Genomic DNA, 21419 nt, shown 5'->3' with positions numbered 1-21419 from the left:
GATCATCCTTCGAGCGCAACGCGGCGACCCTCTCCCGGCTATCAGGCCAAACATCCTACCAGGAGACGGCCCGATGAGTGGAATTCATACAAGCCTCGCCCTCTACGATCTGCGCGACGGCATTGCCTGGATCACGCTAAATCGTCCGGCGGCGCTGAATGCGCTGGACGACGCCCTGAATGATGAACTGGGCCGGATCTGGGATCGCTTCGCAGCGGATGACGACGCCCAGGTGGCGGTGGTCACGGGGGCCGGCAAGGCCTTCTGTGCGGGCGCGGATCTCAAGACCTTTATCCCGAAATGGGAAGATGCGGATCTGATGGCGCCACGGCGCAACGCCGCCATGGGCATTGCCGGCGGGATTACGCGAGGCCGCCATCGGCTGACAAAGCCGGTGATTGCCGCCATCAACGGCCATGCCATCGGCGGTGGGTTCGAACTGGCACTCGCCTGCGACATCCGAATCGCTTCCGATCGGGCAAAGTTCGGAGTCTTCGAGGTCCGCCATGGCCTGCATCAGGGCGACGGCGGTCTGGTCCGGCTGGTGGCCGTGGCCGGGATCGGCGTCGCTCTGGATCTGACCCTCACCGGTCGCGAGGTCGATGCAGAGGAAGCACTCCGCCTTCGTCTGGTATCTCAGGTGGTCCCTGCCGACGAGCTGCTTCAGGCTGCGGAACGGGTGGCCCGGGTGATCATGGCGAATTCGCCCACGGCCGTGCGCTCGGCCAAAGAGACGATCCTCGATCTGATCGGGCGACCGCTGGACGACGCACTCCGCCTTGAGACGATCAACGGATATTCAAGTCTGGGTGACTTCTCCGATGCCCGTGCAAGGCTCGGACGGTTCACCGGCAAGTGACATCCGGCCCCGGCCGGGTGGGTGGTGCTCATCGGATCGGTCCGGCTGAACCGTCTCCGTGGGTCCCTGTACCTCGAAACGCATGCCCCCTCCCGGCGGGCATGCGTTTTTTTTGCCCAGGAACGACCCCCGGCAAAAGGAATGCCCGGCAAAAGCCGGGCACGGGTACTGTCCGATCATCAGGGCCGGGCCCCGGCATCCCTCACCATGTGGTCCCGTCACCATGGAATATCGGCATAGGTCGACAACCGGGTCTTGGCAATGGTCAGGGTGACTGCCGCCACCTTGCGGCCATCGACCTCGGCGTCGCCTCTGAAGACGCCGACGGTCGGAGAGAACCGGCGGGCGGCGAGTCTCAGGCGCATGATCTCCCCCGGGATCACCGGTGCCATCAGCCGGATCTTGAACGAGGTGACGACCGTGAGTTCATTGTCGGCCAGCGCGCCGTTCGTCACCTTGAAGAAGACGATCCCAAGCTGAGCAAAGGACTGCATCATGGCCGAACCAGGCAGGATCGCCCGCTCCGGGAAATGACCGACCAGATCGGGCGAATTGCCGGTAACGGCCTTGATCGCCTCGATCCACTCGCCGGCCGCGAAGCCGGTGACCCGATCCAGCAACAGCAGCGGATAGCGCTGAGGCAGATAGCGCTCCTTAAGTTCCGTAAAACCGATCACACGGCTGGTTTCCGCCATGGGCTGGTTCTCCCTGAATGATTATCTTGCCTGCGTCCGGCGGACGGTCGGCCGCGGTCCCGGTCCGGCGCTTTTCGCCCTCGGGGATCTGTTCAGTCATGCACGCGGGTGAAGCTCTCGACCGGCACCCGGCTGCGTTCGAAAGCATTGACCGGTGCGGCAGGATCAGGATGGCCGAGACTGATGCCACAGATGAGCCGACGATCGGCAGGCACGCCCAGCACCGAGCGCACGGCATCCGGATATTCGGCAAGAGAGGCCTGCGGGCACGTCTCGAGGCCATAGGCGCGGGCGGCCAGCATCACGTTCTGGATGAACATGCCGCAATCTACCCAGGATCCGGTTTCCAGCCGTGCATCAACGAAGAACAGCAGGCCGACCGGTGCCCCGAAGAAATCGTAATTGCGGTTCCAGCTTTCCTTGCGGGCGGCCGGGCTCCGTGCAGCCCCGAGCGCACGGTACATCTGCACCCCAAGCGCCACACGCCTGGCGGCAAAGGGTTCGAACCAGGTCGTCGGATAATACTGATAGTCGGCCGTCTCGGCCGTGCCGGCGTTACGCGCATCGAGCAGCGCCCGGGTCAATCGAGCCTTGGTCGCCCCCTGCACCACATGCACGTCCCAAGGCTGCATATTGGCGCCCGACGGGGCCCATCGTGCTGCATCGAGCACGGCCGTCACCTGCGCCATACTGACCGGCCGGTCGAGGAAGGCGCGGATCGACCGCCGGCCGGTGATCGCGTCGATCACATCAGGCATGACGGGATCGACGCGGCCTTCCTCGGCATCCACGGGCACCACGTCACTGCTCGTCTGCACGGTCATTTATCGCTCCCCACTCCGTAGAAGCTGTCGCCGCGACGAACCATCATCCGCGTGCGCAGCACCCCCTGAATGGTCTCGTCATAGACGCCGGCATAGTCGCCTCCGAAATACCGGTCGACGAGTTGCGGATACCAGACGGTTCCCATCAGATATTCGAAGAATCCGGCCTCACGCATACCGCCCTTGGTCATCACGATGTAGGCGAGCATCTTGCGAAGATGATCCGTATGCATCATCAGCGGCGTGGTGGCATACCGATCGAGCTTGCGCAGAAGCCTGGCAATCACGGGGCGCGGATTTGTGACCACCGGACCATGCCCCGGATAAACCGTCGCCACGTTCAGCGCATCCAGCCGGCGCAGCGTCTCCACGGCCCGCTCCAGGGCGTCCTCGCCCTCGACAATGGGATTGATGACCCCCATGTCGCCCTGCCACACGGCATCGGCACTGAACAGGGCCTTGATCTCGGGTGCGTACAGCACCATCAGACCGCGACTGTGGCCCGGTGCGTGTAGCACCTGAAGGGTCAGCGGCCCGAAGCGAAACTCGTCGCCCTCTTCCAGCCCGCGGTTCACGTCGAAGAAGGCCGCCCAGGTATCGTGAAAGCGCCACCAGGTCCCGATGTCGTCACGAGCATCGATGCGGGCCTTCTCGGCCGCGTGCATCCACACATCGCAACCCGAAGCGTCGGTGAAGAAGCGATTGCCGCCGGCGTGATCGCAGTGACAGTGCGTGTTGACGATCAGCTCCACGTCACGCGGTTCGGCACCCATCTGCTTCAGGATGGACACCGTCTCGTCGAGATCGCCGTCGAAGCCGGTATCGATCAGGGTGAGCTGCGGATCCCGGGCGATGAAGTGGTTGCAGCTCAGCCAGTCCCGCTGAACGAACCAGGCGCCGGGCGCGATCTCGGTGGTCGTCCACATGTGGTCCGGATCCTCGCTTCGAACGGCCGGCCGCCCGCCTCCGCGCCGCACCGGCCCCTTGGGGCGCGGATGCGGCAGCGGAAACGGAATGGCCGACGGCGGTCAGGCCGTGGTGGGCGTACGGGTGGTGGCCGTCTGAATGCCGCTGCGGGCGCTGAACTCGGCAGCCGGCAGCTGGGCATCGCTCTGCGGGTGATAGTAGACGCGCGCGCGGGCCCGCATATCGAGGGTGTAGCCCGCCCGGCCGCGTTCATGCATCCGCTCACGCATGCGGCTGATACGCTGCCATTCGCGCTTGAGCCGCTGGTTGTACTGGGGCGTATTGATCGCAAGGTCCATATCGCGGACGATCTCGCGAGCCTCGTCGGGCTTGATGGTCGGATGATCCCAGACCAGATAGCCGCCGGTCCACTTCCGGAAGTCCCAGTCGTTGATCAGACCGCGCTTGTGCATGTCGTAGTACTGCGGCGTGCTCGGCATCGGCTGAAGGATGCTGAAATAGGTATAGATCGGGCCGAGGTCGCCAAGCAGACGCTTGGACCGATGGATGCTTTCCGGCGTATCATCCTCGAAGCACACGATGTAGGTCGCCGACATGCGGATGCGCAGGTCATCCATCTGGCGCACGGTCTTGGAAATGTGGTCGTAGTTCGTGGTCTTGAGCGACTTCGACAGATTGGTGTCGTCGAGCGACTCGACACCCAGCTGCGCCATGGTCAGCCCCTTGTCGGCCAGCCACTTCATGCCGTCATGCCCCTTGGCGGTCAGCGCCAGGAAGCTGGTCATCATGGTGAAGGGGAGCCCGTATTCGTACAGCAGCTCGATGATCTGCCGGCCGACATCCTTGAACGGACGGACATCCTGGTTCACCAGATGGACGGTGACCACGCCCTCTTCCTTGTACCGCTCCAGGGTACGGCGGACGTTCTCGACCGAGAAGGTCCCCTCGCCGCCGGGCTGGAAGACGGGGTCGGCGCAGAAGGTGCAACGCTGGGTGCAGCCACGTTCCCAGAACAGATGGCCGATCTTGATCTTGTGAGCAAGATAGGTGCTCTCGTTGATCAGCATCGGATGCTCGATCTGCGAGGGCTTCATCGGTGAAAGCCCCAGCGCCTCACGCATCGTGCTCTCGGCATACCCCCAGAACAGCCGGTCGAAGAGCTGCCGGATCTTCGGCTCGGGCGTCATGATCCCATAGCCGCCGAGCCAGACCTCGCGAATGCCGTAGTCGCGGCGGGCCCTTTCGGCCAGCTTCAGCGCCCACGGAATCATCCAGGTATAGGCGGTGATCGCCAGCACCTTGTACTGCCCGCTCTCGAGCGCAGCGATGATCTCGGCCTGCAGCGGCAGTTCCAGATAGGTCGGCCCCGGAACATTCAGCTCCAGAAAGGCGATGTCATAAGAGCGCGACTTCACCGAGGGCTGGTACTCCTCGGGATAGGCCAGCGGATGATGAGCGAACCAGTCGAGCCGGCCGTCATCCGTGATGCACGGGATGTCACCGTCATACCCCTCCTCGACATAGATGTCGCGGGGTGCGGTGGTGAACAGCACTTCTTCCGGACGAGGCACGTAATCGGTCTTGTTGATGTATTCGACCCAGCCGGTACGGCGTGGACGGGTTTCCATGTGCATGTCGCGAACTCCCTTGGAAACGTGATATGAACCCGGCACCCGGACGGCCTCAGTCTGGCTCTGCCGCCCAGTCGTTGGTGAGCACGATCCGTCTGAGACCGCTGCGCCGCTCCTTGAGTTCGGCGAAGCTCTCCCTGATGCGGGACATCGGTCGCGTCTCGGTGAAGGGCATGATGTCGACATCGCCCGAGCTGACATGGGCGATCACATCGGCATAGAGGCGCGGGTCGCACCCCCAGCTCCCGATGATCTCGGCGTCATAGGCCATGACCTTCGAAAGCGCCGTGGTGATGTCGCCCCCGGCATAGCCGACCAGGATCAGCTTGCTCGCGAAGGTCAGCAGATCGAGACCGAGCCTCTGCCCGGCCAGGGTTCCGCTCGCCTCGAAGATCGTCCAGGACCAACGTGGGTTGTGTCCGCCCGCACGGCAGAGGTTCCACAACTCGTGGCGGATATGGTCGACATCGCCGTCCCCCACGGGAATGGCGGCATCCAGGCCATGTGCCTTCAATTCATCGAGCCGGGCCGCGTCGCGGGCAATCCCGACGACCATGGCAGCACCGGCCAGCTTCGCCCATTGAGAGACGTAGACGCCCAGGCCGCCGGTCGCACCGATGACGATCACCTTGTCGCCGGCATTCAGCCGTGCCCGCCGGACAGCCTGGAACGGCGTGGACACGGCATCGGCCACGACCGCCATTCGGGCAAGCGGCAAAGGGCAGTCCTCAGGGATGGGTGTCAATTCACCCGCCGGAACGGCCACATGACTGGCGAAGCCGCCTCGGGTTCCGTAATTGCCACCCAGCATCCGCTGGCGCAGACAGCGATTGGCCCGGCCGCTGCGGCAAAGCTCGCATTTTCGGCAGGGGATGACCGTCGGCACCACCACATGGCGCCCGAGCAAGGCCTCGTCGGCGGCCGTCGCCACCTCCACCACCCGGCCGCTCACTTCGTGCCCCAGGATCAGCGGGGGCGATGCAACGGTCGGCACGCCGCCATAGAAGTACGACAGATCCGTGCCGCATATGCCGCAACCGGCAATTTCGACGAGCGCCTCCCCCGCCGAAAGTTGAGGTGCCGGCAGGTCGATCGCCTCCAGGCTGAACCCCGCCGCAGCCCCACCGGCTCCCGGCTGCATCTGCCAGGCGTTGCAGGTCAGGTGCATGGCTCAAGCTCCTCCGATCGCGGCGTGTCCGCCTGCACGCATCCCATAGGCGTCCAACCGCCAGGCAAGCTCGTGAAAGGCCGCCTGTTCGGTCGACGCCGCCACGGCTGCAGGCGCCCGCCGGATACTCTTGATCGCCGCCAGCGTCGCCCGGCCGGCGGCTGCCAGCTCCTCCGCCCCGGCCAATGCCCAGGCGGTCGCGTCGCGTTCGGTCGCAATCCGTCCGACCAGACCGAGCTGTCGGGCCTCCCCCGCACCGATCCGTCGCCCCAGGGCGATTTCCCAGATCAGGGCGCCGGGAAAATCCCGGAACAGCGCCGGCAACGCCCCCCAGGCGGGCACAAGACCCTGCGGCGCCTCGGGCAGGCCAAAGACGGCCCGCCGGCTTGCCCACCGGATATCGGCGGCAAGCGCGAGTTCGAAACCACCGCCCAGAGCCAGGCCGTCCACCATTGCGATGACGGGAACGGGGCAGGACCGGATGGCCTCCAGGACTTCATGACCCCGGCGGAGATAGGCATCGTCCACCGTCCGGTCGCGGTCCAGCAAACGGCCGAGATCCGCCCCAAGGGCGAAGGCACGGCGCGAGCCGCTGAGCAGCAGAACCGCCGGACCGTCATCTCCGGCTGCCGTCACCTCCGCCACGGCGGTGGCGATCCGCTCCAGCACCTCCGGTGTCAACCGCGGGCGCGGATCTTCGGCCGCCACGAAGCGCAGATGGGCGACGCCACCACTCATGGCGCGATCTCGGACAGGCGGTCCGCCCCGATTTCCAACGGCACCGCCCCGCCGCGCCAGCTGTACAGAGCAAGCGTCGCCGCCAGACGCCCATCGTCGCCACTGACCAGCGGCCGGAGCGCTGCGCCGGTCGGGCGATCGTGAAGCACGGCCCCCGTTCCGGTCTCGGGCGAGAGCGCCAGAACCATCGCACCGTCCGCTTCCGCCCGGCCCACGAAAATCAGGTCCGTCCGGTCGGCCGTGAACAGCCGGCGGGCATGGGCCACCAGGGCCGCAAGCCATCCGGGCCGGGCCGCGAATGTCAGCACCGGGCCCCGCAACCCCTGCGACCTGGCAAGCAGCGAACCGACGATGTTGTAGCCGACGCTTGAGAACAGGGTCGCCGACACCGATTGCCGGCCACGCTGGGTGTAGGAAGAGACATACTGCTTCCTGGTCTCCACAGGACCCGCCGTGGTCGCGAGCAGCAGACCGAAGCGTTGGGGCGCCGCGGCCATGCGATCCGCCGAAAGCCCGGCGCCGGCCACTGCATCGGCAAGAGCCTTCAGCCCATGCTCGGCCGCCGGATCGATATAGCGCTGACGGGTCGACCGTTTGAAGCTCGCAACCAGCCCGGCCGTCGGTTCGGCCATCGGTGGCGGCGACACGACGTCCCCATCGGGGATGACGCCGAAATGGCCGAGCGCCACCGGTCCCGAAAGACCGTCGGGCGCCGAAAGCCCGGCACCTGCCAGATGCGGCAGCACATGAGGTGCCGCATCCGTCAGATCCTGGAGCGAAATCGCGTTCATGCCGGCACCTCCCCGGACGTCTTCGCGAGGGCGACCACCCCGTTGGCGCCGCCGAACCCGAACGAATTGCTGAGAGCGAAAACCAGGTCATCGACCCTACGCGGGCTGCCGGTCACGATGTCGAGCCCGCCATCCACCTCAAGCGGCCCAAGGCCCAGCGTCGGCGGAACAAGACCTGTTTCCAGCGTGCGGATGGTGGCGATGGCCTCGATGGCACCCGCGGCCCCCATGGCGTGACCGACCGCCGCCTTGATGGATGTGGCGGGCAGTGCCGCTGCCGCTGAACCGAATACGGCCGCCATCGCCTTGGCTTCGGCGATGTCGTTCAGCGCCGTGCCCGAGCCGTGCAGATTGACATGCCCCACGGCCTCGGGGGTGATGCCGGAGTCGATCAGCGCGCTGCGCATCGCCATCGCCGCCCCGCTGCCTTCCGGATCGGGCGCCGTCACATGGGTGATGTCGGTGCTGTATCCAGCCCCCACCAGCGCTGCCCGCACCGGGCGTCCGGCACGGGCTCGCGCCGGCTCGACGACGAGGAAGCCCGCGCCTTCGCCGAAAAGCGTGCCGTCCCGTGCGGTGGAGAAGGGCCTCGGTACGTCGAGGCTCAGGGTCTGCAGGGCCGAATGGCCAAGATATTTCATGCGGTCCAGGCTGTCGGCCCCGCCCGCAACCACCAGCTCCGCCTCCCCTGCCCTGATCAGGTCGCGCGCAAGCGCCAGAGCATGGGTCGAGGATGCGCAGGCCGTGCTTACGATCATGGTCACCCCGGGCGCACCGAGCAGACGGTCGGCCTCGGCTGCAAGCCGGTCGAGATCGGCGTTGTCCGGGTCTCCATCGTGGATCGTAAGGACCTCGTCCGGCACGCCGTCGCGATCGACGAGCGACATGCCGAGCGAGGTGCCGAGCAACACCACCGCCCGGCCACGTGCCGCCTTTTCCTTAAAGTCGGCACGATCGATGCCCGCATCGGCCAGCGCCTCGTCGATTGCGATCAGGGCGTAGAGCAGAAGCCGGTGCCGGATGCCGTATTCATGGGCGAAGGCGCCGAGTTCCGGACCATCCGGCACGATTCCCGCCTTCACGTTGCGCAGCCCGTCATGGGCGAAGGACGTGATCGGCCGGATGCCGCTCCTGCCGTGGAGCAGCCCGTTCCACAGGGCATCGACACCGTGCCCGAGGGCGGATATGCAACCCATGCCTGTGATGATCGGCAGCATCTGGTGGGTTCTCCGGCAAATGAAGTCCGTCGCAGGGGGACGGGCGACGGTGTCGTCGACCGGCGGATCAGGCGCTGACCGCGGTGGGGGCCGCCTTCTCCGCCAGCCGGGCATGAATGAAGTCGGTCAAAGACCGGACGGTCGCGAAATGCCCCTGACCGATATCCGTATCGGAGACGCTGATTTCGAAGACTTCGCCGACGATCGTCGCGAGTTCGACGAAACCAACCGAATCCATGCCGAGTTCGGTGCCGAGTTCGGCGTCGTCGCCGATTTCCTCGGCCGTATCGGCAAGGAACAGGTCGTCAACCAGCATGCCCTTCACACGTTCGGCAATTTCGGTCTTGGTGGTCATGCCCTGGATCTCCTTGGATGCTTGGCTGGGCGGAAGGCATGGGAACCGGGTGCCTATCCCACGGTCCCCGGGACTGCGAGAGGTCGTCCCTTGAAGAAAAACCCGCCGGTCTCGGGGATTGTCTCAACGATCTCCGGAACCAGACGGGGCGGCAGGTTGCGGCGACAGTGCGCGACCAGGCGGTCGCAGAAATCGTCGCCGACATCGATCTGGTGATGCACGATCGCCCTCAGCGAATCCGAACCGGGCACTGGCTCGACCCGGACCGACACCACCTTTGGCAGGCGTTCGATCACCCGTTCGATCTGAGCGGGATTGATGCGCCGCCCTCGATGCTTGAACTGGCGATCGGCCCGCCCGTGAATCACGAGCATGCCCTCGGGATCGAGGCTGGCGAGGTCCTTGACCGCCAGCCAGCCCGACGGGTCGAGAGGGGTCGGATCGTCGAGGTAGCCGTTCATGCGCGAAGGTGTGCGGATATGCAGCAGGCCGACCTCACCCGCCGGCATCGGCTCGCCGTCCTCGCCGAGAATGGCGATCTCCACGCCATCCAGGGGAAACCCGACGGAGTCCGGCGCAGTCAGGAGCCGATCGGGCGGCAGTGTCGCCACACGTGGCCCCGCCTCGGTTACGCCATAGGTCACATGCGCGGCGACCTGCGGAAGTGCTGCGGCAATCCGGCGCCGCAGCGTCTCGGTCGCGCGGTCGCCACCGATGCCGATCACCGTCAGAGCCCGGAGACCGTCGCGCTCGTCGGCCGGGCAGGTCTGGAGCATGTAGTCGAACAGGGCCGGGCTCCCCAGGCACACCGTCGCTCCCGAACGGATCAGCGCTGGCCGCAGCGCCTGCAGATCGCTGCGCACGGGCAGGCACAGCGTGCCGCCGGCTACAAAGGTGGCCAGCATCGACGCCACAAGACCATAGCTGTAGCTGACATCCAACGCCTGGAACGCCCTGAACGGCGCCGTCAGACCCAGGGCCTTGAGGTGCCCGCGCGCATTGAACAACGTGCCGGCATGACCGAGCCGGACATATTTCGGCAAGCCGGTGCTTCCCGACGTCGACACCAGCAGGGCATCCGCGCCGGGGTTCCGGGTGGCTCCCTCTCCCGGCTCCGCCATCCCGTCATCCTGCTGCACTGCAATCATCCTGCGATCACTGCCCAGATCCGACGCCAGTTCGACCACAAGAGCCGGAGATCGTTCGGTATGAACGCATTCGAGATTCAACTTCAGGCTGCATTCCGCAAGCCGATCGCGGGGCACCCGGGCCATGACGGACGGCGCTGCCACCACCACATGCGGCGAAAGACGCCGCAGTGCAGTATCCAGAGAAAGTCCGCGCAGGCTGACGTCGATCGGAGCAACCGCGATGCCGCGTTCAAGCAGCGCGAATGCCACGACACAAAATTCGATGGATGAGGGCAGGAGTACGGCGGCACGCCCGCCGCCGGCAGGCAGATGGCAGGCAATTTCGCCCGCAAGCCGGCGGGCTGCAGTCGCGAGTGCGCCATAGCTGATCGTCAGGCCGATATCCGCCACGGCGATGGCAGTCGCATGAGCACGGGACGGAGACAGGCATTCCGTATGAAGCATCGACATGAGCGAGCCGCCACCTTGCAGACAGGCACCATCATTTGCGCTACCTGTGCGCATATTTTGCCGCGCAATATGTACCTTAGATTGATTATATGCACCCGATTCCAGGCTATGCAACCAAAAATTGAATAATCGCGCCCAGAGGATTTGCTTATGGAGCGCATCCGGAACGTGTCCCCGGCCTCACGCCATCATCCACCACGAGACAGAAGGACTGCCGACGACAGCATGCGTTATTGCGCAGGTGCACAACAATAAACAAAATGACACGTCATTTTTACGATCAAGTGGCGCTCGTGCTTTTTATTCCGGGCGCCAGAGCATGCAGTATCCACGACGCACCCGCCTCAACGCGGCGCAGGCATCCCCTGATCCGGAAGCACATCAAGCACGCTTGCCGGCGCGTCGGTCTTAGCCGACGCTTCCCCGGTCGGGGGCTGAAGGGCAGCCGATGCATCGTAGAATTCAACCCGATCGCGCGGATCGGTGTAACCGAGCACCCGGCGGACCTGCTCGTCCAGCATATCGGGGTCCAGACTTTCCGCGCGCATGAGAGCCACCTGCTTCTCAAGCCGCTGCCGTTCTGTGCGGGCGTCGTCGAGCTGATGGTCAAGTGCCGCCAGCTGCTGGCGCATCTGCAGCCAGGCCACGACCCCGCGGTCGCCCTGAACCGCGTGGAACGCAAAATAGCTGACCAGGCACCCCCAGAAAATCTGGGGCGCGATCTGGCGCAAGCGGCGCGTTATATCCCTTTGCATCGACATGGGGTGCATGGAATCACGCAGTCGTCACGGCGTCAATCAGCCTTCGCGGCGCAGGCCGCCCCGTCCGATATTTGTCATGGCGCCTGTGGCGCGGTCGCCGCGCCGGCTCATGCCACGGGCTGTCACAAATATGGCTAAATTTTAACCATGTTATGTCATCTGACGGTTTTTTGAGCGAACCCAACACCGTTCGGACACCTGCGCGCCTGTCGCCTTCTACGTAATCTTCCCCGGAGAGAACCGCGGAGACCTGCGGACAGCAGGCCGACGCCTTCCTACCCAAGCATGTTTGGTCCGCTTCTTGCTGCTCTGGCTCATGGATCGGAACAACGCGCCCTACCGGAGGCCGTCAATGAAACTCATCGTCCGCACCATCGCCAGCGGCGCCATTCTCGCCGCAGCCGCCGTCAGCGCCGCCACTGCCGCAGAACCCATCAAGGTGGGCGTTCTGCACTCGCTGTCGGGCACCATGGCGATCAGCGAGACCACCCTTAAGGACACCGTGCTGATGCTGGTGGACGAGGTGAACAAGAGCGGCGGCCTGCTCGGTCGCCCGCTTGAAGCGGTCGTCGTCGATCCGGCGTCGAACTGGCCGCTGTTCGCCGAGAAGGCCCGCGAACTGATCGAGAAGGACAAGGTCGACGTCGTCTTCGGCTGCTGGACCTCGGTCTCGCGCAAATCCGTGCTGCCGGTGTTCGAAGAGCTGGACGGGCTTCTGTTCTACCCCGTGCAGTACGAGGGCGAGGAAAGCTCGCGTAACGTCTTCTACACCGGTGCCGCCCCCAACCAGCAGGCCATCCCGGCCGTCGAATACCTGATGAGCGAGGATGGCGGGGCGGCCAAGCGCTGGGTTCTGCTCGGCACCGACTATGTCTACCCGCGCACGACCAACAAGATCCTGCGCGCTTTCCTGCACTCCAAGGGTGTCTCGGATGACGACATCATGGAGAGCTATACGCCCTTCGGCCACAGCGACTGGCAGACCATCGTCTCTGACGTGAAGAAGTTCGCCAGTGCCGGCAAGAAGACCGCCGTGGTCTCCACCATCAACGGCGATGCCAATGTGCCGTTCTACAAGGAGCTGGCCAACCAGGGCATCGATGCCGCCGACATTCCGGTCGTCGCCTTCTCGGTGGGCGAGGAAGAGCTGGCGGGCCTCGACACCGGTCCGCTGGTCGGCCATCTGGCCGCCTGGAACTACTTCATGTCGGTCGACACGCCCGAGAACGCCGACTTCATCAAGAAGTGGCACGCCTTCATCAAGGACGACAAGCGCGTCGTCAACGACCCGATGGAAGCGACCTATATCGGCTTCAAGATGTGGAGCCAGGCGGTGCTGCAGGCCGGCACCACCGACGTCGATGCCGTGCGCCAGGCCATGTACGGCCAGAAGGTGCCGTCGCTGACCGGCACCACCGCGGTCATGAACGTCAACCACCACCTGTCAAAGCCGGTGCTGATCGGCGAGATCCAGGGTGATGGCCAGTTCTCGACCGTGTGGAAGACCGATGGTCCGATCGTCGGCGATGCCTGGTCCGACTACATCCCGGAAAGCGCCAAACTGACCGCCGACTGGACCTATCCCTGGGTCTGCGGCAACTGCGAAACGCCGAAGTACAAGTGATGCGCTGACATCACCGCTGCTGCGCCGCGCCGGGCCAACCCCGGCATGGTCTGGCGCAGCAGCATCTCCACGGAAAGTCTTCACCGATCGGACGGTGGCCCGTGCCGCCCGATCGCGGAGGACGGGGCTTCGGCTGTCTGCCTGTGGCCGCGGTACGCTCTCCCGCCGCCCGAGGCATCGCGACTGCCGAAGCCCCACCCTGCCCTTGCCGCCCCGGATCGGCCGGTCAGCTTTGCCGGCAACTCCGCACGCGGTTGCAGAAGACGAGCCCGATGCCCGGACAAGCGATTTCTCCCCGCCGGCCTGCCGGCGGCCCCGCCACGCTGCTGCGTGCCATCGCGCTGGCCGCGGTGCTGCTGATCCTGCCGTTCGCCACCGGCCCCTCCACCTTTTCTCCCGCGGGCGTCGCCGTCGCCCAGACGACCGACCCCGCACCGACCGCGGAAGAGGATGCACAGCTGCGCGCCGCACTCGCCACCGAAGGCGATGGCTTCGATGGCGCACTGGCACTGATTCGCGCCCTGGCAGCTACGGGCGACGCTCGCGCCGCCCGGGCGATCGATGCCCTGCAGTCCGGCAATCTCGGCCGCCTGAACGATGGCGGTCTGGTGATCCTGGAAGGCCGCGGCAACGATGCCGACATGCGCGATCCGGTGACCGGCGAGGATCTCGGCAAGGCCGAACGCGGCCAGGTCGAGCGCATCCGTGTCAACAACCGGGTGCGGGTCGAGGCCCGCGCCGCGATGGGCCTGATCGATCTCAGGGCAAAGCGGCCGGAACGCCGCATTGCTGCGGCCGACGGCCTGATCAAGTCGCCGGATGCGGCGGCACTGCCGCTGCTCACTCAGGCGATCGAGACCGAAACCGACAGCCGCGCCCGCGACGCGCTGACCAAGGCGCTGGCCGCCGTGCAGGCCTTCTATGCCGAGAACCCGGAGGAACGCCTCCAGGCGATCGAGACCCTGGGCGACTATGCCGACCCGCAGGTCCGCAGCCTGCTCGGCCGGATCGCCGACGGTACACCGGAAGGGCTCTCCCCGGATGCCGCCCAGGCGGTGAAGGGGGCGGCGATCGATGCGCTGGCCGCCGTTGAAGCCAAACTCGAAATGTGGGCGCTCGTCGGCAATGTCTATCAGGGGCTGAGCCTCGGATCGGTTCTCGTCCTTGCCGCCGTCGGTCTTGCCATCACCTTCGGCGTGATGGGCGTGATCAACATGGCCCATGGCGAGATGGTGATGCTCGGCGCCTATACCACCTATCTGGTCCAGCAGGGCATCGCGGCCGCTGCGCCGGCCCTGATGCCGGTGTCGCTGTTGATCGCCCTGCCCGCAGCCTTTCTGGTCTCGGGGGCCGCCGGTTTCGCGATCGAGCGCAGCGTGATCCGCTGGCTCTATGGCCGGCCGCTCGAAACCCTGCTCGCGACCTGGGGGCTCAGCCTGATCATTCAGCAGGCCGTGCGCTCCATCTTCGGGCCGACCAATCGCGAAGTCTCCAGCCCCGATTGGATGAGCGGCGCCTTCGAAATCGCCGGCGGCATCACGCTGACCTATAACCGGCTCTGGATCCTGGCCTTCTCCCTGGTCGTGGTCGGCGGCGTGGCACTGCTTCTGCGCAAAACGCCCCTCGGCCTGCATGTCCGCGCCGTCACCCAGAACCGGGCCATGGCATCGTCCATGGGCATCCGGACCGGCCGGATCGACGCCCTCACCTTCGCCCTCGGCTCAGGGATCGCCGGCATTGCCGGTGTGGCGCTCAGCCAGATCGACAATGTCAGCCCCAATCTCGGCCAGGGCTACATCATCGACAGCTTCATGGTGGTGGTGTTCGGCGGTGTCGGCACGCTCTGGGGCACGCTGATCGGCGGTTTCGCCCTGGGTGTGGTGAACAAGCTGCTGGAACCCTTCGCCGGAGCCGTGCTCGCCAAGATCCTGGTGCTGATCGCCATCATCCTGTTCATCCAGAAGCGGCCGCGCGGACTGTTCGCGCTCAAGGGCCGCGCGGTGGAGGCCTGATCCCATGGCATCGACCACCGAACCCGCTGCCGCTCCCCGCCAGGCCCCGCGCGGCCTGGCACGCGGCCCGCGCCGGCCGATCCTCCTGGCCCTGCTCGGCGATCGTGGCGGACTGATCTTCATGGGGCTGATCGCGGCCTCCGCCATGCTGATGCCGATCTCGGCGCTGGTGCTGCCGGCAGAGCATCCGCTGGCGATCCCGTCTTACATGGTGTCGCTCTTCGGCAAGTATCTCTGCTATGCGCTGCTTGCCCTCGCCCTCGATCTGGTCTGGGGCTATTGCGGCATCCTCAGCCTGGGCCACGGCGCCTTCTTCGCCCTGGGCGGCTATGCCATGGGCATGCATCTGATGCGCGAGATCGGCCCGCGCGGCGTCTATGGCAACCCGGTTCTGCCCGACTTCATGGTCTTCCTGAACTGGCAGGAACTGCCCTGGTACTGGCATGGCTTCGATATGGCCTGGTTCGCCATTCTGATGGCGCTGGTCGTGCCCGGCCTGCTCGCCTTCGTGCTCGGCTGGCTGTGCTTCCGGTCGCGAGTGACCGGCGTCTATCTGTCGATCATCACCCAGGCCATGACCTACGCCCTGCTGCTCGCCTTCTTCCGCAACGACATGGGGTTCGGCGGCAATAACGGCCTCACGGACTTCAAGGACCTGTTCGGCTACAGCCTGCAGGCACCCGAGATGCGGGTGGCGCTTTATTCCGCCACCGCCATCGCCCTGGTCGGCGCCTATGCGCTCTCGCGCATCGTGGTGACCTCGAAGCTCGGCAAGGTGCTGGTCTCGATCCGCGACGCCGAAAGCCGGGTGCGCTTCCTGGGCTATCGGGTGGAGCACTACAAGCTCTTCGTCTTCGTGCTCTCGGCCATGCTGGCCGGCATTGCCGGTGCGCTCTATGTGCCGCAGGTCGGCATCATCAATCCAGGCGAGTTTGCCCCCGCCAACTCGATCGAAGCCGTGATCTGGGTGGCGGTCGGCGGCCGCGGCACGCTTTGGGGCGCCGCCCTCGGCGGCATCGCGGTCAACTGGGCCAAGACCTGGTTCACCGGCGCCCTGCCCGAATTCTGGCTCTTCGCCCTGGGGGCGCTGTTCATTGCCGTGACGCTGTTCCTGCCCAAGGGGCTGGTCGGCCGGCTGCCGGCCTTCCCCACCTTCGGCCGCCGCCGCGAGGCCGTTCCCCCCGCCGCCACGGAGGACCGCGGATGACCGTGCATACCGCCGACCTGCTGGCAGATACCGGCACCGCGCCCGACGGCGCCCGCAGCCCCCGGGGTAGTGCCCTCTATCTCGATGGCGTGACCGTCAGCTTCGACGGCTTCCGGGCCCTGAACGAGCTGTCGCTGGTGGTCGATCACGGCGAGCTTCGCGCCGTGATCGGCCCCAACGGCGCCGGCAAGACCACGATGATGGACGTCATGACCGGCAAGACCCGGCCTGACAAAGGCAAGGTCCTGCTCGACGGTTCGATCGATCTCACGAAGCTCGACGAGGCGCGCATCGCCACCCTCGGCATCGGCCGCAAATTCCAGAAGCCCAGCGTCTTCGAGACCCATACCGTTGTCGACAATCTGGAACTTGCGCTTGCCGGCGATCGCAGCCCCTTCGCGGCCCTCAAATTCCGGCGCACCGCCGACAAGGCCGCGCGGATCGAGGCGGTTCTCGAGGACATCGCCCTCGCCCACCGCGCCCATGAACCCGCGGGCCGTCTCAGCCACGGCCAGAAGCAGTGGCTGGAAATCGGCATGCTGCTGATGCAGCAGCCGCGAGTGCTGCTGGTCGACGAACCGGCAGCCGGCATGACCGATGCCGAAACCTCGCAGACCGCCGTGCTGCTGAAGCGCCTGGCGCAGTCTCATGCGGTGATCGTGGTCGAGCACGATATGGGCTTCGTGCGCGATCTGGACTGCAAGGTGACCGTGCTGCACGAAGGCTCGGTGCTCGCCGAAGGCTCTCTCGACCATGTCCAGGCCGACCAGCGGGTCGTGGACGTCTATCTCGGCCGCTGACGGAGGCTTGCCCCCATGCTCGACGTTCATGCGCTGGACGTGCATTACGGTTCGGCCCAGGCGCTCAAGGGCGTCTCGATCGAGGCCCGCGCCGGCGAGGTCACCTGCGTGCTCGGCCGCAACGGTGTCGGCAAGACCACGCTGATGCGCGCAATCACAGGCCATCTGAAGCCCTCGGGCGGCAGCATCAGGCTGGATGGCGCCGATCTTGCCGGCCGCGCGCCCTATGACCGGGCGCGGTCCGGCATCGGCTTCGTGCCCCAGGGCCGCGAGGTGTTTCCGCTGCTGACGGTGGAAGAGAACCTGCGCACCGGCCTCGCCGCCCGGCCGCGCAAGCTGGAGCGGAAGATCCCGGACGACATCTTCGCGCTCTTCCCCGTGCTCAAATCCATGCTCGGCCGCCGGGGTGGTGACCTGTCCGGCGGCCAGCAGCAGCAGCTCGCGATCGGCCGCGCGCTCGTCACCGCCCCCAAGCTGCTGGTCCTGGACGAGCCGACCGAGGGCATCCAGCCCTCGATCATCAAGGATATCGGCCGGGTGATCCGGCTGCTTGCCCGGGAACGGGGGCTTGCGGTGGTACTCGTTGAACAGTATTTCGATTTTGCCCAGGAGCTTGCGGATCGTTTCATCGTGCTGGATCGCGGTGAGGTGATCGCCGCCGGAGACGGGGCAGCCCTCGACGACGACATCCGTCGCCACCTCACCGTCTGATACCGGTAGCCCCCGAAGGTGCAGATTCCCAAAGACGATGCGGCTCGTGCCCGGCGTGCCGCCCTGGATCACGGCCGTCTGACCCTGGTGATGGGCCCCGCCCCGACTGCCAGGCGTGGCCTGCGCGACCTTGTCCAGCAGGTGCCCTATCGGGCGCTCTTCCCCCATGCGGAACCCGGCGAGCCGCCGATGGTGGTGGTCACCAGCACCTCGGGCGGTATCGTGGGCGGCGACCGGCTGGGGCTGGACGTGACGGTCGAGGACGGAGCCCGGCTGCTGCTGATGCCGCAGGCGGCAGAGCGGGTCTATCGCACCACCGGCCCGGTTTCGACCGTCGACAATCTGTTCCGGGTGGGCAGCGGCGCCTGCTTCGAGTGGCTGCCCCAGGAAACGATCATCTACGATCAGGCGCGTTTCGAGCGGCGCACCCGGCTGGTGCTTGCCGATCAGACCTCCCGCGCCATCATCGGTGAGATGCTCGTGCTCGGGCGGACTGCCCATGGCGAGAGCGTCCGGAGCGCCCGATTGCGCGATGCCTGGGCAGTCGAGCGTGCAGGCAGGCTGGTGCTGGCCGATGCCTTCGACCTGGCGGAAGAGGATTTCGCCGCCGCCATCGCCAGCCCCTCCGCACTGGGGGGCATGACCGCAATCGCAGGATTCTGCGGAATCGGGAGCCCGGGAGAGGCTGCAGGCCAGGCCCTCCGCGACCGGTTGCGGCAGGAACTGGAAGCGGCTGAAGGCCCGGAGCCGGCTTTCGGCACGAAACATGCATCAAATGCAACAGGGTCCGCTGTGGATCCGGATGCCCTCACCCGTCCCATCGTCGGGATCGGTCTCGTCGACGGGTGCCTGGTGGTGAGGATGGCTGGGGGCGATGCCGCCCGTCTGAAGCGGGTTTTCGACCGGCTGTGGGCGGTGGCGCGGGTGGAACTTCTTCATCATCCACCGCGTTTGCCGCGCATCCGTCGCGGCTGAACGGAAATCCGCCCGCCAGAGGCGACAGGTTTAACGATACAGGGAACGGCCAGGGAGCGTCCGCCGCATGCATCTGAGCCCTCGGGAGACGGAAAAACTGCTGATCGCCATGGCGGCCGAAGTGGCGCGAAAGCGCCGTGCCCGTGGCGTGAAGCTCAACTATCCGGAAGCGATTGCCCTGATCACCGATGTCGTGGTCGAAGGCGCCCGCGACGGCCGCAGCGTCGCCGACCTGATGGCGGCAGGCGGTCGGGTGCTCACCCGCGACGAGGTGATGCCGGGCATCCCCGAGATGATCGAACAGATCCAGGTCGAAGCGACCTTCCCCGACGGGACCAAACTGGTCACCGTCCACAACCCGATCCGCTGAGGGGGCCAGGATGACCGACACCACCCCGCCCCGCGCTGCAGCGGATACCCCGTTCTCTCCCGACGCCGAAGGCCTGGCGCCGGGCGCGATCATCCCCGCCGCCGGGGTCATCACCCTGAATGCCGGCCGCCCGACCATAGAGATCGAGGTTGCGAACACCGGCGACCGGCCGGTCCAGGTCGGCTCGCACTATCATTTCTACGAGACCAATACCGGCCTCGCATTCGACCGTGCCGCTGCCTGGGGCATGCGGCTCGACATCCCCGCCGGCTCGGCCGTCCGGTTCGAACCCGGCCAGACCCGCAGCGTGCGCCTGGTCGCGTATCAGGGCGACCGGGTGGTGCATGGCTTCGACGGCAAGGTGTCGGGCACACTCGGCGCCGCGGCGCCCAAGGGCGGGGAGGGTTGAACCCATGGCCTGCGAGATCGATCGCGTTTCCTATGCCGCCACCTACGGACCGACCGTGGGCGACCGGGTGCGTCTGGCCGACACCGAACTGGTGATCGAGGTCGAGGAAGACCGCACCATTTATGGCGAGGAGGTCAAGTTCGGCGGCGGCAAGGTGATCCGGGACGGCATGGGTCAGTCACAGCGCACCCGCGCCGACGGTGCTGCCGACACCGTCATCACCAACGCCCTGATTCTGGACCATACCGGCATCATCAAGGCGGATGTCGCCCTGCGCAGCGGCCGCATCGCCGCGATCGGCAAGGCCGGCAACCCCGACATCCAGCCCGGCGTCGACATCGTCATCGGCCCCGGCACCGAGATCATCGCCGGCGAGGGACGGATCCTGACCGCCGGCGGCATCGATGCCCATATCCATTTCATCGCCCCCCAGCAGGCGATCGATGCCATCGCGAGCGGCGTGACCACCATGATCGGCGGCGGCACGGGGCCTGCGGAAGGCACCTTCGCGACCACCGTCACCCCCGGCCCCTGGCACATGATGCGCATGATCCAGGCGGCGGCCGACCTGCCGGTCAATGTCGGCTTTCTGGGCAAGGGCAATGCCAGCCGGCCCGAAAGCCTGATGGAGCAGATTGAAGGTGGCGCCTGCGGCCTGAAGCTTCACGAGGACTGGGGCACCACGCCCAAGGCCATCGACACCTGCCTGACCGTTGCCGACCTGATGGACGTGCAGGTGGCCATCCACACCGATACGCTCAACGAGAGCGGCTTCGTGGAACGGACCATTGCCGCCTTCGCCGGCCGCACCATCCATGCCTATCACACCGAAGGCGCCGGCGGCGGTCACGCGCCCGACATCATGAAGGTGGCGGGGCTCGCCAATGTGCTGCCCTCTTCCACCAATCCCACCCGCCCCTATACGGTGAACACCATCGACGAGCATCTCGACATGCTGATGGTGTGCCACCACCTCGACCCGTCGATTCCGGAAGACGTCGCTTTCGCTGAAAGCCGCATCCGGCGCGAGACCATCGCGGCGGAAGACATCCTCCATGATCTGGGGGCCATCTCGATGATCTCGTCCGACAGCCAGGCCATGGGCCGGGTGGGCGAAGTGATCATCCGGACCTGGCAGACGGCCGACAAGATGCGCCGGCAGCGCGGCCGCCTGGCGGGTGAGACCGGCGACAACGACAATCTGCGTGCCCGTCGCTATGTGGCCAAATATACGATCAACCCCGCCCGTGCACACGGGATCGATGCCGAGGTCGGGTCGGTCGAGGTCGGCAAGCTGGCGGATCTGGTGCTCTGGAAGCCGATGTTCTTTGGTGTGAAGCCGGACATCGTGCTCAAATCCGGCAGCATCGCCTATGCGGCGATGGGGGATCCCAATGCCTCCATCCCGACGCCGCAGCCGGTGATCTACCGGCCGATGTTCGGGGCGATGGGGGCCGCGCGGACGGCGTCCTGCCTCACCTTCGTCTCTGGGGCTGCCCTCGCCTCCGGCCGTCTTGAGGCGATGGCGGGCGGCCGGCGGCTTGCAGCCGTGCGTGGAACCCGAACGGTCACCAAGGCGCAGATGGCGCTCAACGGCGCCTGCCCGGTGATCGAGATCGACCCCGAAACCTATGAAGTCCGCGCCGATGGCGAGGTGCTGGCCTGCGAGCCGGCCGAGGTCCTGCCGCTCGCCCAGCGCTACTTCCTCTTCTGACACAGATTTTCCAGGGAGACACACCGAAAG

At 66.1% G+C, this 21419-nt stretch carries 21 protein-coding genes; 10 read left to right on the top strand and 11 right to left on the bottom strand.

Features of this window, described 5'->3' with window-relative positions:
- Positions 1-73: 73 nt before the first annotated feature.
- Positions 74-859, top strand: a complete 786-nt coding sequence (locus CMO28_RS03870; RefSeq protein ID WP_296709852.1) for an enoyl-CoA hydratase/isomerase family protein — start codon at positions 74-76, stop codon at positions 857-859.
- 218 nt (positions 860-1077) lie between these two features.
- On the opposite strand, the gene CMO28_RS03865 is transcribed toward CMO28_RS03870, so the two are convergent.
- From CMO28_RS03865 to CMO28_RS03815, 11 genes are all read right to left on the bottom strand, one after another.
- Positions 1078-1554 (bottom strand): 3-hydroxyacyl-ACP dehydratase FabZ family protein, encoded by a 477-nt coding sequence (locus CMO28_RS03865; protein WP_062764907.1) that lies wholly within the window; start codon positions 1552-1554, stop codon positions 1078-1080.
- A 92-nt stretch (positions 1555-1646) separates the two neighbouring features.
- Positions 1647-2378 carry a nitroreductase gene (locus CMO28_RS03860; protein ID WP_296709845.1) on the bottom strand — a complete coding sequence of 244 codons (732 nt, stop codon included), beginning with the start codon at positions 2376-2378 and terminating at the stop codon, positions 1647-1649.
- Positions 2375-3304 carry an MBL fold metallo-hydrolase gene (locus CMO28_RS03855; RefSeq protein WP_296709842.1) on the bottom strand — a complete coding sequence of 310 codons (930 nt, stop codon included), beginning with the start codon at positions 3302-3304 and terminating at the stop codon, positions 2375-2377. The genes CMO28_RS03860 and CMO28_RS03855 overlap by 4 nt, the downstream gene beginning before the upstream one ends.
- Positions 3305-3406: 102 nt before the next feature.
- Positions 3407-4939 (bottom strand): B12-binding domain-containing radical SAM protein, encoded by a 1533-nt coding sequence (locus CMO28_RS03850; protein ID WP_062764913.1) that lies wholly within the window; start codon positions 4937-4939, stop codon positions 3407-3409.
- 49 nt (positions 4940-4988) lie between these two features.
- Positions 4989-6104, bottom strand: a complete 1116-nt coding sequence (gene had / locus CMO28_RS03845; RefSeq protein ID WP_062764916.1) for a 6-hydroxycyclohex-1-ene-1-carbonyl-CoA dehydrogenase — start codon at positions 6102-6104, stop codon at positions 4989-4991.
- A gap of 3 nt (positions 6105-6107) precedes the next feature.
- Positions 6108-6842 (bottom strand): enoyl-CoA hydratase/isomerase family protein, encoded by a 735-nt coding sequence (locus tag CMO28_RS03840; RefSeq protein WP_062764919.1) that lies wholly within the window; start codon positions 6840-6842, stop codon positions 6108-6110.
- Positions 6839-7633, bottom strand: a complete 795-nt coding sequence (locus CMO28_RS03835; RefSeq protein ID WP_296709835.1) for a beta-ketoacyl synthase N-terminal-like domain-containing protein — start codon at positions 7631-7633, stop codon at positions 6839-6841. The genes CMO28_RS03840 and CMO28_RS03835 overlap by 4 nt, the downstream gene beginning before the upstream one ends.
- Positions 7630-8850, bottom strand: coding sequence for a beta-ketoacyl-[acyl-carrier-protein] synthase family protein (locus CMO28_RS03830; RefSeq protein ID WP_296709831.1), 1221 nt, complete (start codon positions 8848-8850; stop codon positions 7630-7632). The genes CMO28_RS03835 and CMO28_RS03830 overlap by 4 nt, the downstream gene beginning before the upstream one ends.
- A 67-nt stretch (positions 8851-8917) precedes the next feature.
- Complete coding sequence (locus CMO28_RS03825) at positions 8918-9205, bottom strand: acyl carrier protein (protein WP_062764930.1); 288 nt, start codon at positions 9203-9205, stop codon at positions 8918-8920.
- Positions 9206-9258: 53 nt separating this feature from the next.
- The gene (locus tag CMO28_RS03820; protein ID WP_296709826.1) at positions 9259-10806 is read right to left on the bottom strand and encodes a class I adenylate-forming enzyme family protein; all 1548 of its coding nucleotides are present in this window, start codon (positions 10804-10806) and stop codon (positions 9259-9261) included.
- A 344-nt stretch (positions 10807-11150) separates the two neighbouring features.
- The gene (locus CMO28_RS03815; RefSeq protein WP_296709823.1) at positions 11151-11537 is read right to left on the bottom strand and encodes an FtsB family cell division protein; all 387 of its coding nucleotides are present in this window, start codon (positions 11535-11537) and stop codon (positions 11151-11153) included.
- Between the two features lie 382 nt (positions 11538-11919).
- On the opposite strand from CMO28_RS03815, the gene urtA reads away from it, so the two are divergent.
- The 9 genes from urtA to CMO28_RS03770 all read left to right on the top strand — a co-directional run bounded on the left by urtA (position 11920) and on the right by CMO28_RS03770 (position 21389).
- Complete coding sequence (gene urtA, locus CMO28_RS03810) at positions 11920-13191, top strand: urea ABC transporter substrate-binding protein (RefSeq protein WP_014745239.1); 1272 nt, start codon at positions 11920-11922, stop codon at positions 13189-13191.
- 272 nt (positions 13192-13463) lie between these two features.
- Positions 13464-15203 (top strand): urea ABC transporter permease subunit UrtB, encoded by a 1740-nt coding sequence (urtB, locus tag CMO28_RS03805; RefSeq protein ID WP_296709816.1) that lies wholly within the window; start codon positions 13464-13466, stop codon positions 15201-15203.
- A gap of 121 nt (positions 15204-15324) precedes the next feature.
- Positions 15325-16410, top strand: coding sequence for an urea ABC transporter permease subunit UrtC (urtC, locus tag CMO28_RS03800; protein ID WP_322111290.1), 1086 nt, complete (start codon positions 15325-15327; stop codon positions 16408-16410).
- Positions 16407-17210, top strand: a complete 804-nt coding sequence (urtD, locus tag CMO28_RS03795; RefSeq protein ID WP_156503207.1) for an urea ABC transporter ATP-binding protein UrtD — start codon at positions 16407-16409, stop codon at positions 17208-17210. Before urtC ends, urtD begins: the two co-directional genes overlap by 4 nt.
- Before the next feature lie 15 nt (positions 17211-17225).
- A complete protein-coding gene (gene urtE, locus CMO28_RS03790) occupies positions 17226-17921 on the top strand; it encodes an urea ABC transporter ATP-binding subunit UrtE (RefSeq protein ID WP_062764944.1) in 696 nt (231 codons plus the stop codon).
- 18 nt (positions 17922-17939) lie between these two features.
- Complete coding sequence (locus CMO28_RS03785) at positions 17940-18896, top strand: urease accessory protein UreD (protein WP_296709807.1); 957 nt, start codon at positions 17940-17942, stop codon at positions 18894-18896.
- A gap of 67 nt (positions 18897-18963) precedes the next feature.
- Entirely contained in the window at positions 18964-19266 is a 303-nt protein-coding gene (locus CMO28_RS03780) for an urease subunit gamma (protein WP_014745245.1), read from the top strand.
- A gap of 73 nt (positions 19267-19339) precedes the next feature.
- Positions 19340-19675 carry an urease subunit beta gene (locus tag CMO28_RS03775; RefSeq protein ID WP_296709870.1) on the top strand — a complete coding sequence of 112 codons (336 nt, stop codon included), beginning with the start codon at positions 19340-19342 and terminating at the stop codon, positions 19673-19675.
- A gap of 4 nt (positions 19676-19679) precedes the next feature.
- Positions 19680-21389, top strand: a complete 1710-nt coding sequence (locus tag CMO28_RS03770) for an urease subunit alpha (protein ID WP_296709802.1) — start codon at positions 19680-19682, stop codon at positions 21387-21389.
- Positions 21390-21419 lie beyond the last annotated feature (30 nt).

Source organism: Tistrella sp., assembly GCF_002684955.1.
Lineage (GTDB): Bacteria > Pseudomonadota > Alphaproteobacteria > Tistrellales > Tistrellaceae > Tistrella > Tistrella mobilis.
Note: the sequence above shows the minus strand (reverse complement) of the source record. Positions and strands in the feature narration are given on the sequence as shown.